Raw genomic sequence first — 19344 nt, forward strand, 5'->3', positions numbered from 1 at the left:
GCCTCACCTGTGTGAGCCTGACCGTCGTCGCACCCCGCACCCGCGCCCGTCGTCCCGCCCGGGCGACCGCGCCCTGGCGCTTCTTCGACGTCGAGGTCGCGCGGGTCGAGCAGATCTCGCCCAGCGTCCGCCGGTTCACCTTCACCGGACCGGAGCTCGACCTCTTCGGCGACCCGGGTCTCGACGTGCGGATCAAGTTCGTGCTCCCCGCGCCCGACGGCGGCTACGAGCACCTCGTGCGCGACGCCGACGCCTGGTACGCCGCGTGGCGCGACCAGCCGGAGGAGCGGCGCAACCCGCTGCGCACCTACACGACCGTCGCCGTGCGCCCCGAGGCGCGCGAGGTCGACGTGGACGTCGTGCTGCACGGCGACGCCGGCCCCGCGTCGCGCTGGGCGCTCGCCGCCGAGGTCGGCACGCCGCTCGTCCTGCTCGGCCCCGACGCGTCGTTCGACGGCCCCGTCGGCGGCATCGAGTTCCGCCCGCCCACGCGCCCGCACGCGCTCCTGCTCGCGGGCGACGAGACCGCGCTGCCGGCGATCGCCGCGATCTGCGAGGACCTGCCCGCCGACGCGTGGGGCGAGGTCTACGTCGAGGTGCCGCACGTCGGCGACGCGCGCGACCTCGTGGCGCCCCCCGGCGTCCGCGTGACGTTCCTCGCGCGCGACGACGTCCCCGGCGGCCCCCGGGCCGCGCACGGCTCGCGCCTCGTCCCGGCCGTCAAGGAAGCCGCCGAGCGCATCCTCGGCGCCGGCGTCCTCGGCACCGACCCGCCCACCCAGTGCCGCACCGCGGAGGACCTCGAGGACGTCGACGTCGACGCGTCGGTCCTCTGGGAGGTCCCGGGCCTGCTCGATGAGGAGACCGTCCTGTACGCGTGGCTCGCGGGCGAGGCGAGCGTCATCAAGACGCTGCGGCGCCACCTCGTCGCCGACCTCGGCGTCGACCGCCGGGCCGTCGCGTTCATGGGCTACTGGCGCGAGGGTCGCGCCGAGAGCTGACGCGCCCCGGGACGTCGACGCGACCCCGGCCGCGGTCCCGGCGCACGAGAGAGGGAGGTCTCCCGACCTCCCTCTCCAACGTATAGCGCACGGGGGGTCTTGCGGCAAGGCCCCCTCGGGGGCGCAGAATCACCGCTCCAGCGCGGGCCGTCCCGGCCCGCGCGTCCCGCAGGACCGGACCGGAGCTGATGACGTTGCCCGACGCCCCCGTGACCGCCGACCGCACCACCACCGCCTCCACGACGACGGACTCCACGACCACCGGCTCCCCGGTGTTCGACCTCCCCGCCCGCCTCGCCGCAAAGGCCGACCTCGCGCTCGTCGCCGCCGACGAGCGACACTTCGCGGCGATCGCCGCGAGCCTCGAGCACTCCGTCGCCGACCTCGAGCAGCGCCTCGCCGCGGCGCGCCGCGCACCGGGCGGCAGCGGGACGGAGGCGCTCGAGCGCGACCAGGAGGTCCACCGGATCAGCGGGCGCCTGCGCCTCCTGCAGCGCTACGGCGTGGACCTGTGCCTGGGCCGCATGACGTTCGCCGACGGTTCGGTCGTCTACGTGGGCCGCGTGGGCCTCACCGACCCGGACGGCGAGCGGCTGCTCGTGGACTGGCGCTCGCCCGCCGCCGAGCCCTACTTCGCCGCGACGCCCGCGCAGCCGCTCGGGCTCGCGGCGCGGCGCCGGTACCGCTGGACGCGCGGGCGCGTGACCGACTACTGGGACGAGGAGCTCGTGCCGGGCGGTGCCGGGTCGAGCGCGGCGCTCGACGACCAGTCGGCGTTCGTCGCGAGCCTCGGCGCGAGCCGGTCCCCGCGCATGCGCGACGTGCTCGGCACGATCCAGGCCGACCAGGACGCGATCGTGCGCGCCGGCTCGCGCGGTGCGCACGTCGTCGACGGCGGCCCCGGCACGGGCAAGACGGTCGTGGCGCTGCACCGCGCGGCCTACCTCCTCTACGCCGACCCGCACGTGGGCGGCGGGCACGGGGGCGTGCTCGTCGTCGGTCCGAGCCGCCCGTACCTCGCGTACGTGGCCGACGTGCTGCCGGGACTCGGCGAGGAGGGCGTGCGGACGTGCACGCTGCGCGACCTCGTCCCCGAGGGCGCGACGGCGCGCGAGGAGACCGACCCCGACGTGGCCCGGCTCAAGGCGTCGGCGGACCTCGTGGCCGCGATCGAGCCCGCGGTGCGCTTCTCGGAGCGCACGCCGACGGAGGGGATGGAGGTCGAGACGCCGTGGGCCGACGTCTGGCTCTCCCCGGCCGACTGGGCGGAGGCCTTCGGGTCGGTCGACCCGGGCACGCCGCACAACGAGGCGCGCGACGACGTGTGGGGCGCGCTCGTGGAGATCCTCGTGGACAAGGCCAGCGGGGGAGCCGCGGAGGACGGCGTGGACGTCGAGGCCGACGACGTGCGCCGCGCCCTGCGGCGCCACCGCGGGCTCGGCGCGGCGTTCGACCGCGCGTGGCCGCTCGTGGAGCCGACCGACCTCGTGGCCGACCTGTGGTCCGTGCCCGCCTACCTGCGCCTGTGCGCGCCGTCGCTCACGCCCGAGCAGGTGCGCGCGCTCCAGCGCGAGGACGCGACCGCGTGGACGACGGCGGACCTGCCGCTGCTCGACGCCGCGCGCCGGCTCCTCGGCGACCCGGAGGCGTCGCGGCGGCGGCGCCGCAACGAGGCCGCGGCGGCGGCGGAGCGCGCGCGCATGGACGACGTCGTGGACCACCTCGTCGCGACCGACGACAGCGACCTCGGGATCATGCAGATGCTGCGCGGCCAGGACCTGCGCGACGCGCTGGTGGACGACGGCGCGCTCGTCGTCGCGACGCCGGACCGCCTCGCGGGGCCGTTCGCGCACGTCGTCGTCGACGAGGCGCAGGAGCTCACCGACGCCGAGTGGCAGATGGTGCTCGGTCGCTGCCCGTCGCGCAGCGTCACCGTCGTCGGGGACCGCGCGCAGGCGCGCCACGGGTTCGCGGAAGGGTGGCGCGAGCGGCTGGAGCGCGTCGGGTTCGAGCGGGTCGCGGAGTCCTCGCTGAGCGTCAGCTACCGCACGCCGTGCGAGATCATGGCGGCCGCCGAGCCCGTCATCCGGGCCGCGGTCCCGGACGCCAACGTGCCGACGTCCGTGCGCAGCACGGGCGTGCCCGTCGCGCACGGGGCGGTCGCGGACCTCGGCGCGGTGCTCGACGCGTGGCTCGCCGAGCACGCGGACGGCACGGCGTGCGTGATCGGGGTCGCGGAGTCCGCCGCGGCCGAGACGGTCTCCGCGACGCTCGGCGCGGACGCGTCCGGGTCGTCGCGCGTACGGGTGCTCACGCCCGAGACGGCCAAGGGCCTCGAGTTCGACCTCGTCGTGCTCGTGGAGCCGCAACGGTTCGGCGACGGCGTCGAGGGCGCCGTGGACCGCTACGTCGCGATGACGCGCGCGACGCAGCGGCTCGTCGTCCTCGACGGCTGACGACCCGCATCACGGGCTGACGACCGGCCCGGGGGTCGCGCGGCACCGCGGCCCCCGGGCCGGTCGGTGCCGGGACCCGGTCAGGCGACGGGGACCGCGAGGTCCTCGACGACCTCGACGCCCGGCAGACGCCCGAGCAGGTCGCCGGGGAGCAGGAGCTTGGAGCGTCGCACGCCGCTGCCGACGAGCGCGAGGGCACCGTCGGTCACGACGCGCGCGTCGACGAGCACGCGCCACCCCGCGGGCAGCCCCACGGGCGTGATGCCGCCGTACTCCATGCCGGACTCCGCCGTCGCGCGGTCGGTCGGCAGGAAGGACGCCTTGCGCACGTCGAGCAGCTTGCGGATGCGCGTGTTGACGTCGGCGCGCGTGTGCGCGCGGACCACGGCGGCGGCGACGCGCTCGTCGCCCGCCCGCGCGCCGCCCACGACGACGCAGTTCGCCGACGCCTCGACGGGCAGGTCGAACGCGGCGTTGAGCGTCGCGGTGTCCGCGAGGTCGGGGTCGATCTCCGTCACGGCCACGAGCGCGGCGACGTCCGGGTCGGCGTCGGCCCACCGGCGCAGCGCGTCGGCGGTGACGGGGGCGACGAGGTCGAGGTGGTCGAGCGCCGGCTCCCAGACGAGCGAGCCGAGCGTGGGGAGGGTCGTGCGGTCGTCCATGGCGACAGCCTGCCATCCCGTCGCGGCCCTGTGCGCCGAACATGCGTCTGCTCCCTGTCGAACATGCGGTCGTGGCCCGTACGGGACGCCGGACGGGCGGTATCCGCATGTTCGGCGGGGGAGAGGTTCAGGTAGAGGTCGAGGGTTGGGGGGCAACCTTCGAGCGGTGGTCGAGGGTTGTGCCGGGCATCTCGGACGAAGCCGACGGCCCTCACCTGCGGAGTTGACACCCCGCGACGGCGGACGTTCACTGGAAGTGTTCGAACATCTGTTCGAACAGCGGTGGGTGCAGAGCGTCGCCCCCAGCAGTCGACGCGCGGCAGCGCGTCCCGTCCGAGCAGCACCGGGAGGCGAGATGACCCTTCTCGCCGACCCCGCGGAACGGGCGGGCGCGACCGGCGCCACCACGGTCGCGGCCGCCGACAAGGCCGCACGCGCTCGCGCCGTCCTGCGCCGCGCCGAAGAACGTACCGGGGTGCGCCGACACCGCCCGGTCGCACCCGCGACCCCGCCGCCCGCCCCGCGCGCCGAGTCCGTCCACGACGCGGCCCCGCTCCACGACGCGGCCCCGCACCACGACGCGGCCCCGCTCGTCGACGCGGCCCCGTTCGTCGACGCCGTCCCGTTCGTCGACGCCGTCCCGCGCGCGGAGGCCGTGCCGCTCGCCGAGGTCTCCTCGCCGGCGCCAGCCCGGCCCGCCCCTGTCGCGCCGGCCGGGCGTCCGGCGCGGGCGCGCGGCCGCCACGGCGCGGTCCCGGACGCGATCCCGGACGAGCGGGTGTGGCCGGTGCACGACGCGCTCGCCCCGCTCCTGCCCCTCGGCGGCCTGCAGCGCGGCACCGTGCTCGCCGTGCGCGGCTCGACGAGCCTCCTGCTCGCGCTCGTCGCGCGCCCGTCGCGGGCCGGGGCGTGGACCGCCGCGGTCGGCTTCCCGGCGGTCGGCCTGCTCGCGGCCGCCGACGCCGGCGCGGACCTCGACCGCGTCGTGCTCGTCCCGCGCCCCGGCCCCGACGCGGCGCTCGCGATCGCGGCGCTCGTCGACGGCCTGGACGTCGTGGTCGTCGGGCCCGACGCCGCCCTCACCGACACCGACCGTCGTCGGCTCGCCGCCCGGGCGCGCGAGCGCGGGGCGCTGCTCGTCGCCGCCACGGCGTGGCCGGGCGCGCACGTCGCGCTCACGGTCACGGGCGGCGCCTGGTCCGGCGCGGACCACGGGGCGGGCTGGCTGCGGCGCCGCACCCTCGTCGTCGAGCGCGCGGGCCGCGGGGGAGCCGCGCGCCCGGTGCGGGTCGAGGTCGAGCTCCCGCTCGTCCACGACGACTGGCCCGCGTTCCTCGCGCAGGACGCCCGGGACGCCGCACCCCCCGCGGCCGACGACGCGCCCCGCGCCGTGCCCGGCGGTCCCGTGCCCGCCCGGGCCGACGACCCCGACCGGCCCTCCCGGCTCCGGCTCGTCGGATGAGCCCGCACCCGACCCGCACGGCGGCCCTGTGGGTGCCGGACTGGCCGGTGCTCGCGGCGATGGCGGTGCGCGACGTCCCCGCGCACGTCCCCGCCGCGACGCACGACGGCCGCCGCGTCGTCGCCGTCTCCGCGACCGCCCGGGCCCAGGGCGTGCGCCGCGGCATGCGCCGCCGTCGGGCCCGTGAGTGCTGCCCCGAGCTCGAGCTGCTCGACGTCGACGACGCGCGCGACGCCCGCGAGTTCGAGCCCGTCGCGCTCGCGGCCGAGACCGTCGTCGCGGGGCTGGAGATCACCCGGCCCGGCCTGCTGCTCCTGCCCGCCGCCGGGGCGAGCCGGTACCACGGGTCCGACGCCGCGCTCGCGGAGGCGCTCGTCGCGCGCGTCGCCGAGCGCACCGGTCACGAGAGCCAGGTGGGCGTCGCCGACGGCATCCTCGCGGCCGTGCTCGCCGCGCGGGAGGCCGCCGTCGTCCCGCCCGGCCGCTCCGCCGCGTTCCTCGCGCCGCGGCCGGCGCGCGACCTCGTGCACGTCACCGCCCGGCCGGACGCCGCCGTCGCGGTCGACGAGCTCGTGGACCTCCTCGGCCGGCTCGGCGTGCGCACCCTCGGCGCGCTCGCGGCCCTGCCGCCCGCGACGGTCGAGGGACGCTTCGGCGACCTCGGCGCGTGGGCGCACCGGCTCGCGCGCGGCGAGGACCTGCGCCCGCCCGCGCGGCGCCGCGTCGAGCCCGACGTCGCGGTGAGCGCCGAGCTCGACCCGCCCGCCGAGCGCGTCGACGTCGCGACCTTCGCCGCGCGCCGGCTCTCCGAGGACCTGCACGACCAGCTCGTCGCGCGCTCGCTCGTCGCCGGGCGCCTGCGCATCACCGCGCGGACCGTCGAGGGCGACGACCTCGAGCGCACGTGGCGGCTCGACGGACCGGGCGCGATGAGCCCGGCGCGCCTCACGGACAAGGTGCGGTGGCAGCTCGAGGGCTGGCTCACCACCACGTCCGTCCGCGCCGGGCGCGCGGCCCGGGCCGGGCGCGGGGGCGGTCGCGGAGGAGAGCGGGGCGGCTCGCCCGGCGGGGCCGACGTCGTCCCGGGCGTCGCGCCGCTGGCCCGCCTGTCCCTCACGGCGGAGGAGGTCGTGCCCGCCGGGGCCGAGCAGCCGCGCCTGTGGGGCGCGTCGAGCGGCGAGGACGCGCGCGCCCACCGCGCGCTCGGGCGCGTGCAGGGCATCCTCGGCGGCGACGCCGTCCTGCGCGTGCAGGTCCAGGGCGGCCGCGACGTGACCGACCGCGTGCACCTCGTGCCGTTCGGGGAGGACGTCGCGCGCCCGCGCGACCCGGCCCTGCCGTGGCCCGGCGCGCTGCCGAGCCCTGCTCCCGCGCTCGTGCCCGTCGAGCCGCAGGACGTCGTCGTGCTCGACGCCGCGGGGCGGCCCGTCGTCGTCGACGCGCGCCTCGCGATGAGCGGTGAGCCCGCGACCGTGCGGTGGCCGGCCCCGCCCGAGGAGGACGCGCCCCGGGCCCGCGCGGCGGCGGCCCCGCACGGGACGGTGGCGCCGGGACCGGGCAGCACGCGCGCCGTCGTGGACTGGGCCGGGCCGTGGCCGCTCGCCGAGCGCTGGTGGACGCCCGCGCCCCGGCGCCGCGTGCACGTCCAGGTCCTGCTCGACGACGGCCGCGGCCTGCTCCTCGCGAGCGCCCGCGGGCGCTGGACCGTGGAGGGGCTCTATGACTGAACCCCGGTACGCCGAGCTCCACGCGCACTCCGCGTTCAGCTTCCTCGACGGCGCGTCCCACCCCGAGGAGCTCGCCGCCGAGGGCGCGCGGCTCGGGCTCTCGGCGCTCGCCGTCACCGACCACGACGGCCTGTACGGCGTCGTGCGCTTCGCGGAGGCCGCGCGCAAGGTCCACCTGCCCACGATCTTCGGGTCCGAGCTCCACCTGCCCGCGCCCACCGCGACCGGCGCCCCCGTGCTCGACCCGCCCACCGGCGTCCCCGACCCGCGCTCGACCCACCTGCTCGCGCTCGCGCGCGGCCCCCAGGGGTACCGCAACCTCTCGCGCGCGATCGCGACCGCGCACCTCGCGACCGGGACCAAGGGCGCCGCCGACTACCGCCTCGAACAGCTCGCGGCGGAGGCCGCCGGGCAGTGGCTCGTGCTCACCGGGTGCCGCAAGGGCGCGGTGCGACGCGCGCTCGTCACGTCCGGCCGCGCCGCCGCGCGCCGCGAGCTCGACCGGCTCGTCGCGCTCTTCGGCGCGGACAACGTGGCCGTCGAGATCACCGCGACCGACGACCCGCGCGACGCCGACCTGCACGCCGCGCTCGCCGACCTCGCCGCCGACGCCCGGCTGCCGCTCGTCGCGACGACCGCCGCGCACTACGCCCACCCGCGCGACGCCGACCTCGCCGGGGCGCTCGCGGCCGTGCGCGCGCGCTCGTCGCTCGACGACCTCGACGGCTGGCTGCCCGGCGCCCCGACGACCCACCTGCGCTCCGCGGCGGAGATGCTCGCGCGCCACCACCGGCACCCGCAGGCCGTCGCGACGGCCGCCGCGCTCGGCGACGAGTGCGCGTTCGACCTGCAGCTCGTCGCGCCCGACCTCCCGCCGTACCCCGTGCCGGACGGGCACACGGAGGCCACGTGGCTGCGCGAGCTCGTGCGGCGCGGCGCCGAGGACCGCTACGGCCCCCGCGACCGGGAGACGGTTCCGGGCGCGTGGGCGCAGATCGACCACGAGCTGCGCGTCATCGAGGACCTGCACTTCCCCGGGTACTTCCTCGTCGTCTACGACCTCGTGGAGTTCTGCCGGGTGAACGGGATCCTCGCGCAGGGCCGCGGCTCGGCCGCGAACTCCGCGGTCTGCTACGCGCTCGGCATCACCGCCGTCGACGCGGTGCGGCACGGCCTGCTGTTCGAGCGCTTCCTCGCGCCCGAGCGCGACGGCCCGCCGGACATCGACATCGACATCGAGTCCGCGCGGCGCGAGGAGGTCATCCAGCACGTCTACCGGACGTTCGGGCGCACGCACGCCGCGCAGGTCGCGAACGTCATCTCCTACCGGCCCAAGTCCGCCGTGCGTGACGCGGCCCGGGCGCTCGGGTACGACGTCGGGCAGGCCGACGCGTGGAGCAAGTCCATCGAGCGCTGGGGGTCGCTGCGCGGCCCGGACCCGTCGTCGCCCGCGGCGGACCGAGCGGCGAAGGAGCGCGCGCTCGCGGCGAAGTCGTCCGGGTCGCCGGACCCGGCCGTGCCGTGGACCACGACGCGCACCGCCCGCAAGGACGCCGCGACGGCGCGGCTGTGGGGGAGCCGGGACTGGTCGCCCGACCTCACCGGCCGGGGCGCGCGCGTCGTCGACCCGCTCGCCGTGGACGAGGGCGACGTCCTGTGCGCGGACGACACGCACGACGTCGTGCCCGCTCACCGGCCGCCGTCGGCCGCGCAGGAGGGCGAGATCCCCGACGAGGTGCTCGACCTCGCCGACCGCATGCTGCGCCTCCCGCGGCACCTGGGCATCCACTCGGGCGGCATGGTCATGTGCGACCGTCCCGTCATCGAGGTGTGCCCCGTCGAGTGGGCGCGCATGGAGGGCCGCACCGTCCTGCAGTGGGACAAGGAGGACTGCGCGGACGCGGGGCTCGTGAAGTTCGACCTCCTCGGCCTCGGGATGCTCACGGCGCTGCGCATCGGGTTCGACCTCGTGGAGCGGCACGAGGGCGGGCCGCGCCTCGCGCTGCACACGCTGCCCGAGGACGACCCGGCGGTGTACGACCTGCTGTGCGCGGCCGACACCGTCGGCGTGTTCCAGGTCGAGTCGCGCGCGCAGATGGCGACGCTCCCGCGCCTGCGACCCCGGACGTTCTACGACATCGTCATCGAGGTCGCGCTCATCCGCCCGGGTCCCATCCAGGGCGGGTCCGTGCACCCGTACATCAACCGGGCGCGGGGCCGGGAGGAGGTGACGTTCCTGCACCCGCTGCTGGAGAAGTCGCTCGGCAAGACGCTCGGCGTGCCGCTGTTCCAGGAGCAGCTCATGCAGATGGCGATCGACGTCGCGGGCTTCTCCCCGAAGGAGTCCGACCAGCTCCGGCGCGCGATGGGGTCCAAGCGGTCGGTCGAGCGCATGGAGGAGCTGCGCGGGCGCCTCATGGACGGGATGCGCGAGCGGGGCGTGAGCGACCCGGCCGTGCGCGAGCAGATCTACGACAAGCTCAAGGCGTTCGCCGACTTCGGGTTCCCCGAGTCGCACGCGTACTCGTTCGCGTTCCTCGTCTACGCGAGCTCGTGGCTCAAGGTGCACCACCCCGCCGCGTTCTACGCGGGGCTGCTCGCGGCGCAGCCCATGGGGTTCTACTCGCCGCAGTCGCTCGTCGCCGACGCGCGCCGCCACGGCGTCACCGTGCTGCGCCCCGACGTCAACGCGTCCGACGTCGAGGCGACGGTCGAGCGGCTGCCCGCCGACCATGCGGCTGCGCCCTCCGACCATGCGGACAGCGATCGTCCCGGCGGCCGGACGGGCGACAACCGCATGTTCGGCGGGGAGGTGCGGATCGACACCGCGTTCGGGCCCGAGCCGGACCTCACGCTCGCGGTGCGGCTCGGGCTCGCGAGCGTGCGCGGGCTCGGCAAGGACGCGGCCGAGCGCGTCGTCGCGGCGCGCGGGACGCCGGGGGAGGGGCGGCCGTTCAGCGACCTGCGCGACCTCGTGCGACGCGTCGACCTCACGACCGCCCAGCTCGAGGGGCTCGCGACCGCCGGCGCGACGGACGGCCTCGGCGTGACGCGGCGCGAGGCGCTGTGGGCGGCCGGCGCGCTCGCGCAGGAGGGCCCGGGCACGCTGCCGGGCGTGAGCGTCGGCGTCGAGGCCCCGGCGCTGCCCGGCATGACCGAGGTCGAGACCGCCGTCGCCGACGTGTGGGCCACGGGCGTGTCCACCGACTCCTACCCGACGCAGTACGTCCGCGACGGCCTCACCGCGGCCGGGGTGCTCACCGTCGTCGGCGCCGTGGCGGTGTCGCGCGAGATCGAGCAGGTCGACGAGGCGGAGCGCGCCGCGGGCGAGACGCCCGGCACGCGACCCCACCCGTCGTCGCGCGTCGCCGTGGGCGGCGTCGTCACGCACCGCCAGCGCCCCGGGACGGCCGGGGGCGTGACGTTCCTGTCGCTCGAGGACGAGACGGGGATCCTCAACGTCGTGTGCTCGCCCGGGCTGTGGCAGCGGTTCCGGAAGGTCGCGCGCGGGTCCGCGGCGCTCGTCGTGCGCGGGCGGCTGGAGCGGGCCGACGGCGCCACGAACCTCGTCGCGGAGCACCTCGCGCCGCTCTCGCTCCAGGTCGCGACGACGTCGCGCGACTTCCACTGACGGGTTCGTCGCCGTCCGGTGGGCGCGCGTGGTAGGAACGGAGCGGTCGAGGGCCCGGCGTGCGACGGCGGGTCGTCCGCACCGGCTCACCGACGAGAGGACCCGCATGCCACCCCGCCTCACCGCCCGCACGATGTTCTGGACCGGCGTCGGCCTCACCGTGGGGAGCGCCCTCGTCCAGAACGTCGGTCTCGCGAACCTCACCTACTCCTTCGTCGGCACGTGGTTCGTGGGCCTGCTCCTCACCGTGCTGCAGGTCGCGTTCACCAGCGGCGTCGTGCTCGCCGCCGGGTCGTTCGTCGTCCGGGCGCTGCAGCCCGACGACGGCGCCGCGCACAAGGAGGCGGCGTCGACGCCGTGGGAGGACCGCGACAACCGGCTGTCCTGACCCCCGCCCCGGACGCGCCCGACCGGTCCCGTGCCAGCAGCCCCGCGCCGGCAGGTCGACGGCGTGGGGCTACGGAGCGATGGGCGCGACGACGCAGACCTCGAACGTGTCGCGCGCGCGGCGCAGCAGGTACCGGACCTCCTGCGCCTCCTGCTCGTTCGCGTACTCGTCGCGGTAGCTCCAGCGCACGCGCGCCCACACGAGCGCGTCGCCGACCTCCTCGACGTCCTCGAGGTGGGCGACGACACCGACGAGGCCACGCTCGCGGAACCCGCGTGCGGTCTCGATGGTCGACTCGCGCACGTCCTCCGGGTCGGCGAGGAGCACCGACCCGGTCGACCCGACCACGAGCGCCGGGAACGCGTAGCTCTCGCCGATCGTGTCGAGGTCTCCCGTGGAGAGCGCGACCCCGTAGGTCGTGAGGAACGTCTGGACGTCGTCGGCGTCGAAGGACTCGGTGGAGGGCTCCATGGTCCCGTTCTACCGCGCCCGCCGTCGGCGCGCGCGGGGCACGCGCACCCTCACCACGCCTGCGCGAGCAGCGCCGCGAAGAGCTCGTCGGCGTCGGCGTCGAGACCGCGCGAGGCGAACCAGGCGGCCATCGTGCGGCAGTCGCGCAGGAGCAGCTCGGTCCCGAACGGGTTCGCCACGAGGTCGACGACCTGCGGCAGGTCGATGACGACGAGCCGGTCCCCGTCCGCGAGCACGTTGTACGGCGACAGGTCGCCGTGCGTGTAGCCGAGGCGCGCGAGCACCGCCATCGCGTCGCGGACCTGGTCCCACCACGAGGCGAGCAGGTCGGCGTCGGGACGCGTGCGCGCGAGGCGCGGCGCGGCCTCGTGCACGGTGCCGTCCGAGGTGCCGACGAACTCCATGAGGATCTCGTTCCCGTCGATCTGGACCGGGTACGGCACGGGCACCCCGGCCGACCACAGCTCGCCGAGCGCGGCGAACTCGGCCGCCGCCCACTGCCCGGCCGCGACCTGGCGGCCGTAGCGGGACTTGCGGTCGAGGGCGCGGCGGTCGCGCGTGCGGCGAACGCGCCGGTCCTCGGTGTAGACGGTGTCGCGCCGGAACGCGCGGTGGTCGAGGTCGCGGTAGCGCTTCGCGGCGAGCAGCGAGCGCCGCGCGTCGTCGCCGGGGACGGCGCGCTCGACGAGGAAGACGTCCGCCTCCTTGCCGGTCTTGAGGACGCCGAGCTCGGTGTCGACGGCCGCGTCGGCCGTGACGACCCACTCGGGTCGCGGCTCGGGCCCGCGCTGGCCCTTCTCGACGGCGGACCACGTGGACCACCGCTGGTCCTCGGCGAGCGCGGCGTCGAGCACACCGGTCACCGGGCCGGCGTCGTCCGTGTCGTCGTGGCGCCGCAGGCGGCGCGGAGGGGGAGTGCGGGGGTCTCCCGCGAACGTCGGCGGGAGGTACGGGTCGGGGTACGGCGGGTCGTGCTCGGGCACGGGTGGGCTCCTTCGGGCGGGGAGCGCACGGCGCCGCCGCGCCGCCTCGCGGGCGGGCGGGGTGCGGACCGTCGCGGACGGTCCGGACCGCTAGCGGCGGTCGGGGCTCCCGGGGGTGGTGGACACGCGAGCGTGGCTCGTCCAGCTCATGGCGTTCCTCCCTTCCTCCGGTGCCCGACGGCGCGGGCGACGTCCTGAGACCGTCCCACCCGGGCGCGCGGCCCGGCAAGCGAATAACGGCGGGCGCGCCCGCGGCGTCAGGAGCCCGTCGCGAGCGCCTGGATCGCGGACGCCACGCGCTCGTACGTCCCGTAGGTGTCGAAGCCCATCTGGTCGAGCGCGGCCCAGACGAACCCGACGGTCGCGTAGAGCCCGACGGCCGTCGCGAGGACCCACTCGCGCACCGACCCCGTGGAGCCGAGCAGCGGCACGGCGAAGCTCCCGCTCGGGCGCCAGACGTCGTCGACGACGAGGGACCTGCGCACCCAGCGGGGCGAGCGGATCTTCACGGGCCACAGGAGGGGAGCGCCGTTCGTCGTGAGGACGTCGCCGAGGACGTGCACGGTCACGCCGATCCCGACGGCGACGGGCAGCCAGTTCCACTCCTCGGGGGAGAAGAGGGCGACGAGCACGGCGATCGTCAGCGACGTGGCCCACGGCACGAGCTTGCCGCGCCGCGTGAGCTTGAGCGCCTTGAGGGCGAGCGCGACGAGGAGCACCGCGAGCAGGCCACCGCCCACGGAGACCGTGCCGAAGCTCTCCGTCTCCACCGTGACGAGCCCGGCGAGCCAGGCGAGCGCGGTGAAGACCGCGATGCCCAGGAACGAGTGCGTGCCCTGCCGGTGCCCGCCCGAGACCGTCTCGACCGCGTCGGAGACCCACTCGCTCACGGGCGGCAGGGAGTGGGCGAAGGTCCCGTTGTGGTGGTCCGCGTCCGGGAGCAGCGCGGCCCCGGCGCACACGACCGCGCCCGTCATGACCCCGACCGACGACACGGGGTGCCACCCGAGGGCGAACGGGGCGGTGGACGTCACCGCGACCCAGGCGGCGGCGCCGGTCGCGGCGTGGTGGGCGCCCATCATGGCGGCGTTCTCCTGTCGTCGGTGACGCGCGGTTCGTCGGCGTCGGGAGGTGTGTCCGGAACGTCCGGAACCCTACCGGTCGCCGCCGACAGCGCCGAGAGCGCCGACAGCGCCGACGGGTCGACCGGGGCGCCGACGACGTGCTCCGTGGAGAAAAGTGTGCCAAGCAGTGCTGAGGCGCCCGGCCGGCGGCACCTGCGCTGGCGAGCAGGGGCAGGGGGTGGTCGCGTCGTGGGCTCGACCGGGGGCGGGGTGGCGCCTCGCCGGAGATGGCTGCTCGACGCGTGGAGGAAAGGCGTGCGACGTTCCTCGGAGCGCGACCGGCCTGGTTGCCGGGGAATTCCGATGAATTCTGGAAATGGGGTTGTGCGGACGCGCGAAGGCGCGTACGGTCTTCCTCGGTCGACGACATTCCGGTGCGTGGGCCACCCCGACGTGACCGAGAGGAGCAGTGCCGTGCGCGAACCCGTCCAGCAGGACCGGCGACGTCCCGTGCTGCCCCGCGAGCAGCGGCACGTCGTGCTGCCCGTGGCGTATCTCGGCGTGTCCTCGTTCCTCGCCGGCGACTCCGGCGGTCCTGTCGTCTGACCACAGCGTCGTACGACAGGCCGTCCCGGACATCGCCGGGGCGGCCTTTTTCTTGTGCGGGAATGCACCCGGTCGGGGTGCATTTCTCGTGCTGCCTTTCTGTTCTCTTCGCCGTCGGTGCGCATTTGTCGTGCGCCTACGGAGAAAAGCACTGCCTTCGTGGTCCGACGGACACGACGCCGCTCTGCGGAAGCGGAGACGGGGGTTCGACTCCCTCCGGAGGCACCTGGACGCCTCGCGTCCCGTCTGCTCGACGTTAAGGAGCACCAGCGCGCGTCGCTCCACGGCCGGAGCACCGGTTCTTGCAGCCGGACGCCGGAGGTTCGACTCCTCCCGCGCGCACCCTCGTCGCCCCGCCGGGGCGGCGTCATGATCGTCAGGACGACCCGAGGAGGTCAGCACCGTGAGCACCGAGGCCCACGCGTTCCCCGTCCCGCTGTCGGGGGCGAAGGCGCCCACCCTCATGTGGGCGCACGAGCACGCCGTCGAGCCCGCCGCGCTGCAGCAGCTGCGCAACATCGCCGCGCTGCCGTGGGTCGAGGGGGTGCGCGTCATGCCGGACGTCCACCTCGGCAAGGGCGCGACCGTCGGCTCGGTCATCGCGATGCGTGACGCGGTGTCGCCCAACGCCGTCGGCGTCGACATCGGGTGCGGCATGATCGGCGTCCGCACGTCGCTCACGGCGGAGGACCTGCCCGACGACCTCGGGCCGGTGCGAGCACGCATCGAGGCGGCGATCCCCGTCGGCTTCCACGCGCACGACGAGCCCGTGGACCCGCGCCGCCTGCGCTCGATCTCCGGGCGCGGGCCGGCGGAGGTCGCACGCGGCGCGGACGCGTTCTGGTCGCGGTTCTCCGGGCTCCACGCACGCGTGTCGGACATCGAGGGCCGCGCGCGCCGACAGCTGGGAACGCTGGGCGGAGGCAACCACTTTGCCGAGCTCTGCACCGACACCGACGGGCAGGTCTGGCTCCAGCTCCACTCGGGGTCGCGCAACATCGGCAAGACGCTCGCCGAGCAGCACGTGGCGGTCGCGAAGCGCCTCGAGCACAACCAGGGGCTCGTGGACCATGAGCTCGCCGTGTTCCTCGGCGGCACGCCGGAGATGGACGCCTACCTCGCCGACCTGTGGTGGGCGCAGGAGTACGCGGCACGCTCCCGTGCGGTCATGATGACGCTCGTCGTGGACGCGGTGCGCGCGTCCTTCCCCGGGCGCGAGATCGCGTTCGAGGAGGCCGTGAACGTCCACCACAACTACGTCGCGGTCGAGCGCGTGGGCGACCAGGAGCTCGTTGTGACGCGCAAGGGCGCGATCCGGGCGGGAAAGGGCGACCTCGGCCTGATCCCCGGGTCCATGGGCACCGGCTCGTTCGTCGTGCGCGGGCTCGGGAACCCAGAGTCGTACTGGTCGGCGTCGCACGGCGCGGGGCGTCGGATGTCCCGCACCAAGGGGAAGAAGACGTTCACGCTCGACGACCTCGCGGCCCAGACCGCGGGCGTCGAGTGCCGCAAGGACGCCGGGGTGCTCGACGAGATCCCGGGCGCGTACAAGGACCTCGACGAGGTCATCAGCGCGCAGTCCGACCTCGTCGAGGTCGTCGCGCGGCTCACGACGCTCCTCTGCGTCAAGGGCTGAGCGCTTCTCGTCGCACCGAACATGCGGTTCGGGAGTGTCCGGGTGCACGGACGCTCCCGAACCGCATGCTCGGCCGGGTGGTGGCGACCGGGTGAGAAGCGCGCCACGTGTCGTTGAATCCTTGACTTCTGATCGACCGCCGTCAAAACTCGCTGCATCGGCAGCAGCCGACGTCCACGCACGCAGGAGTGCGCGCGCCGCCGGGCTGCCCACGGTCATGGCGAGCGGATGCCCGGCTCGCGCTCTCGACGACGAGGGAGAAGCACGCATGAATTTGTTCAGCGGCACGACGATCAGGCGGGCGGTGGCGGCGGCGGTCGCGCTGCCGGTCGCCGGGGGAGCGACGCTCGTGGCGGCCGTCCCCGCGGCGGCGGACGACGAGGAGTACAAGATCCTCGTCGTCGGCGAGACGCTCGGCTTCCGGCACTCGCACATCGACGACACGACGCTCGCCCTCATCGACCTCGGTGAGGAGAACGGGTTCACCGTCGACGTGTGGGACCCGCCGAACAGCTCGTCGGGCTGGTGGGGACCCGGCTCGCCCGGTCAGCCCGACCTGACGATGGACTCGTCGCCGTTCACGAGCGCGGAGAACCTGTCGCAGTACGCGACCATCGTGTTCGCCTCGCCGGTCGACAACACGAACTCGCTCAACCCGGCGACGCCGCGCCTGCTCGACGACGCGGAGCTGGCCGCGTTCCAGGGCTACATCCGTGGCGGGGGCGGGTACGTCGGTCTGCACGCCGCGACGGACACGATGCACACCGTGCCCTGGTACAGCGAGCTCACGGGTGGCGGCGCGCGGTTCATCAGCCACCCGGCGCAGCAGACGGCGACGATGCGGGTCGAGAACCCCGCGCACCCGTCGACCGCGCACCTGCCGGCCGTCTGGGAGCGGTTCGACGAGTGGTACAACTACTCGACCAACCCGCGCGACGACGTCCACGTGCTCCTCACGCTGGACGAGTCGACCTACTCCCCGGGCAACGGCGCGATGGGTGAGGACCACCCGATCTCGTGGTGCCACAACTTCGAGGGCGGTCGCTCGTGGTACGAGGGCGCCGGCCACACCGACGAGTCCTGGACCGACCCGCTGTTCCTCGAGCACGTGCTCAAGGGCATCGAGTGGACCGCGGGCAAGGTCGAGGGCGGCGGCAACTGCGTCACGTTCCCCGAGGTCGAGGGCATCGTCGCCGGGCTCGACACCTCGGCGGTCGGGGACAGCGTGATCGCCGGCGCGATCGCGTCGCTGCTCGGCAGCGCGCGCTCCGCGGCCGACGACGGCGACCCGGCCACGGCCGTCCAGGTGCTGGGCGCTGCCCGCGCGCTCGTCGACCACCTGTCGGCGGCGGCGGGCGACCGCGCGCTGCTCGCGACGAAGATCGACGACCTCGTCGACTGGCAGACCGGGCTCGTCGACGACGGCCCGTCGCTCGACCTCGCGGCCGAGGCCGAGCTGCGGACGATGGGCGGCAAGCAGTACCTCGCGGTGCGCGTGCTCAACGAGGACGAGACGCCCGTCGACATCACCGTGACGACGCCGTACGGCTCGAAGTCGTTCGCGGGCGTCGCGCCCGCCGCGAACGCCTACCAGGCGTTCGCGACCCGGCTCGTCGAGGTCCCCGGTGGCGAGGTGACGGTCACGGCGAGCGCCGAGCGCGACGGCGAGACCGTGACCGAGGAGATCGCGCTCGCGTACGCGGGCACGGCCTGACGTTCCCGACGTCGCCCGTCGCGCCCTCGCGGGTGCGGCGGGCGACGTCGTCGTGCTGGGGGACCGCGGCCCGGGTGATGTCGGTCACCCGGGGTCGCCGCCGCGTCATGACCGCGTCCCGTGCGCGTCTCATCCTGCGAGGGGCCGGCGATCCCGCGCCCCCGGACGAGAGGCGAGCATGCACGCGCACCACCTGACCGGGCACCCGACCGGGGGCACCGAGCCGTCCCCGGACTCGCGGCCGGACGACCCGGCGACCGCCGACGACCCGGCGACCGCCGACGGCGTGGTGACCTCCGAGGGCGCACCGGCCGACGCGGGTCCGTCCGACGCGGAGCTCGCGGACGCCGTGCGCGGCGGGGACGTCCAGGCGTTCGCCACCCTGTGGGACCGGCACGCCGGGGCGGGCCGCGCGGCGGCGCGCCGGATCACGTCCACCTACGACCCGGACGACCTCCTCCAGGAGGCGTTCGTGCGCGTCCTGCACGCGCTCCAGTCCGGCGCCGGGCCGACGGGCCCGTTCCGCCCGTACCTCTACACGACCCTGCGGGCGGTCGCCGCGACGTGGTCGCGCACGCCCGACCCGTACCCCGTGGACGAGGTGCCGGAGGTCGTCGACGAGCGCGACGCGACCGCGCTCGTGCTCGAGCGCTCGGTCACGGCGCGCGCGTTCCGGCGCCTGCCCGAGCGCTGGCAGACCGTCCTCTGGTACACCGAGGTCGAGGGGATGGAGCCGCGCGAGGCGGCGCCGCTGCTCGGCCTGTCCGCGTCGGCGACCGCCGCGCTCGCGTACCGGGCGCGCGAGGGGTTGCGGCGCGAGTGGCTCCAGGCGCACGTCACGACGGAGTCGGTCGCGCCCGAGTGTCGTTGGACGGCGGAGCGGCTCGGCGACCACGCGCGCGGTGCGCTGCCCCGCGCGGCACGCGCGTCGAGGACCACCTCACCGGGTGCCTCGCGTGCTCGATCCTCGCCGAGGAGGTCGACGACGTCGCCTCGCGACTGCGCGCCGTCCTGCTGCCGCTCGTGCTCGGCGTCCCCGCGGCGCTCGGCGCGGCGGGCACGGTCGCGCCCGTGGTCGCCGCGGCCGACGCCGCGGCGGTCGTGCCCCCCACACCCGACCCCGCGGCGTCGTCCGTGCCGCCGGTCGGCCCGCCGGTCGGCCCGCCGGTCGGAGAGGGCGCGGCGGCGGGCTCGGCGCCCGGGGCCTCCGGAGCGGGTTCCGGCGCCGGTGCGGGCGCGGGTTCGGGTGCCGTGGTCGGCGCGCCGGGGCTCGTCCTCGGCGGCGTCACGGCGGTCGTGGTCGCGGCGGTCGTCGGCGTCGGCGCGGTCGCCGGGTGGTGGGCAGGTGCGCCGTCCGGGGCCCCGCCCGTCGCCGAGGAGACGGTACCGGGCGCGCCCGCGCCGGGGACGACGTCGGGCGGGTCGTCCGCACCCGCGGCGCCGGGCGACGCCGCGGGCGGACCGGCCGCACCTCCCGGCACGGACGACGCGGCGGCGGACGACGACCGCGCGGCCGACGGCGACCCCGCGCCCACGGTGCAGG

At 76.1% G+C, this 19344-nt stretch carries 13 protein-coding genes, 2 tRNA genes and 2 pseudogenes; 13 read left to right on the forward strand and 4 right to left on the reverse strand.

Translation table 11 applies throughout. From position 1 onward, the window contains the following. Positions 1-11 precede the first annotated feature (11 nt). On the forward strand, positions 12-1001 hold the full coding sequence (locus GJV82_RS09390) for a siderophore-interacting protein (protein ID WP_024840100.1): 990 nt from the start codon (positions 12-14) through the stop codon (positions 999-1001). Between the two features lie 188 nt (positions 1002-1189). Continuing rightward, entirely contained in the window at positions 1190-3457 is a 2268-nt protein-coding gene (gene helR, locus GJV82_RS09395; RefSeq protein ID WP_155099030.1) for an RNA polymerase recycling motor ATPase HelR, read from the forward strand. An 80-nt stretch (positions 3458-3537) separates the two neighbouring features. On the opposite strand, the gene GJV82_RS09400 is transcribed toward helR, so the two are convergent. Next, complete coding sequence (locus tag GJV82_RS09400; protein ID WP_024840102.1) at positions 3538-4119, reverse strand: YbaK/EbsC family protein; 582 nt, start codon at positions 4117-4119, stop codon at positions 3538-3540. 355 nt (positions 4120-4474) lie between these two features. Here GJV82_RS09400 and GJV82_RS19430 point away from each other — a divergent pair, with 355 nt between their 5' ends. The 4 genes from GJV82_RS19430 to GJV82_RS09420 all read left to right on the forward strand — a co-directional run bounded on the left by GJV82_RS19430 (position 4475) and on the right by GJV82_RS09420 (position 11327). Further along, a complete protein-coding gene (locus GJV82_RS19430; protein WP_196217212.1) occupies positions 4475-5581 on the forward strand; it encodes a hypothetical protein in 1107 nt (368 codons plus the stop codon). Next, positions 5578-7308 carry a DNA polymerase Y family protein gene (locus GJV82_RS09410; protein ID WP_155099031.1) on the forward strand — a complete coding sequence of 577 codons (1731 nt, stop codon included), beginning with the start codon at positions 5578-5580 and terminating at the stop codon, positions 7306-7308. Before GJV82_RS19430 ends, GJV82_RS09410 begins: the two co-directional genes overlap by 4 nt. Further along, positions 7301-10939, forward strand: a complete 3639-nt coding sequence (locus tag GJV82_RS09415) for an error-prone DNA polymerase (protein WP_155099032.1) — start codon at positions 7301-7303, stop codon at positions 10937-10939. Before GJV82_RS09410 ends, GJV82_RS09415 begins: the two co-directional genes overlap by 8 nt. Positions 10940-11045: 106 nt before the next feature. Beyond that, on the forward strand, positions 11046-11327 hold the full coding sequence (locus GJV82_RS09420; protein WP_024840106.1) for a hypothetical protein: 282 nt from the start codon (positions 11046-11048) through the stop codon (positions 11325-11327). Between the two features lie 69 nt (positions 11328-11396). Here GJV82_RS09420 and GJV82_RS09425 read toward each other — a convergent pair whose 3' ends face one another. From GJV82_RS09425 to GJV82_RS09435, 3 genes are all read right to left on the reverse strand, one after another. Then, positions 11397-11798: a hypothetical protein gene (locus tag GJV82_RS09425; protein WP_115942677.1), complete on the reverse strand. Its 402-nt coding sequence runs from the start codon at positions 11796-11798 to the stop codon at positions 11397-11399. A gap of 50 nt (positions 11799-11848) precedes the next feature. After that, entirely contained in the window at positions 11849-12781 is a 933-nt protein-coding gene (locus GJV82_RS09430; RefSeq protein ID WP_312028458.1) for a serine protein kinase RIO, read from the reverse strand. A gap of 257 nt (positions 12782-13038) precedes the next feature. Further along, positions 13039-13863, reverse strand: a complete 825-nt coding sequence (locus GJV82_RS09435) for a metal-dependent hydrolase (RefSeq protein ID WP_115942676.1) — start codon at positions 13861-13863, stop codon at positions 13039-13041. Positions 13864-14319: 456 nt separating this feature from the next. Between GJV82_RS09435 and GJV82_RS20455 the strand changes: the two genes are divergently transcribed. The 7 genes and pseudogenes from GJV82_RS20455 to GJV82_RS20020 form a co-directional block, all read left to right on the forward strand. Beyond that, a complete protein-coding gene (locus tag GJV82_RS20455; protein ID WP_256891150.1) occupies positions 14320-14451 on the forward strand; it encodes a hypothetical protein in 132 nt (43 codons plus the stop codon). A gap of 153 nt (positions 14452-14604) precedes the next feature. Continuing rightward, positions 14605-14676: transfer RNA gene (locus GJV82_RS09440), tRNA-Arg, on the forward strand. 44 nt (positions 14677-14720) lie between these two features. Next, positions 14721-14793 (forward strand) — tRNA-Gln (locus GJV82_RS09445). Between the two features lie 121 nt (positions 14794-14914). Further along, complete coding sequence (locus GJV82_RS09450) at positions 14915-16087, forward strand: RtcB family protein (RefSeq protein WP_155099049.1); 1173 nt, start codon at positions 14915-14917, stop codon at positions 16085-16087. Positions 16088-16355: 268 nt separating this feature from the next. After that, positions 16356-17801 (forward strand): ThuA domain-containing protein, encoded by a 1446-nt coding sequence (locus tag GJV82_RS09455; protein WP_196217213.1) that lies wholly within the window; start codon positions 16356-16358, stop codon positions 17799-17801. A gap of 178 nt (positions 17802-17979) precedes the next feature. Further along, a pseudogene (locus GJV82_RS20875) lies at positions 17980-18561 on the forward strand (RNA polymerase sigma factor); the annotation flags it as partial. Between the two features lie 107 nt (positions 18562-18668). Continuing rightward, positions 18669-19344: pseudogene (locus GJV82_RS20020) on the forward strand (hypothetical protein); the annotation flags it as partial.

This window comes from Cellulosimicrobium composti (assembly GCF_009711085.1).
Taxonomy (GTDB): domain Bacteria; phylum Actinomycetota; class Actinomycetes; order Actinomycetales; family Cellulomonadaceae; genus Cellulosimicrobium; species Cellulosimicrobium composti.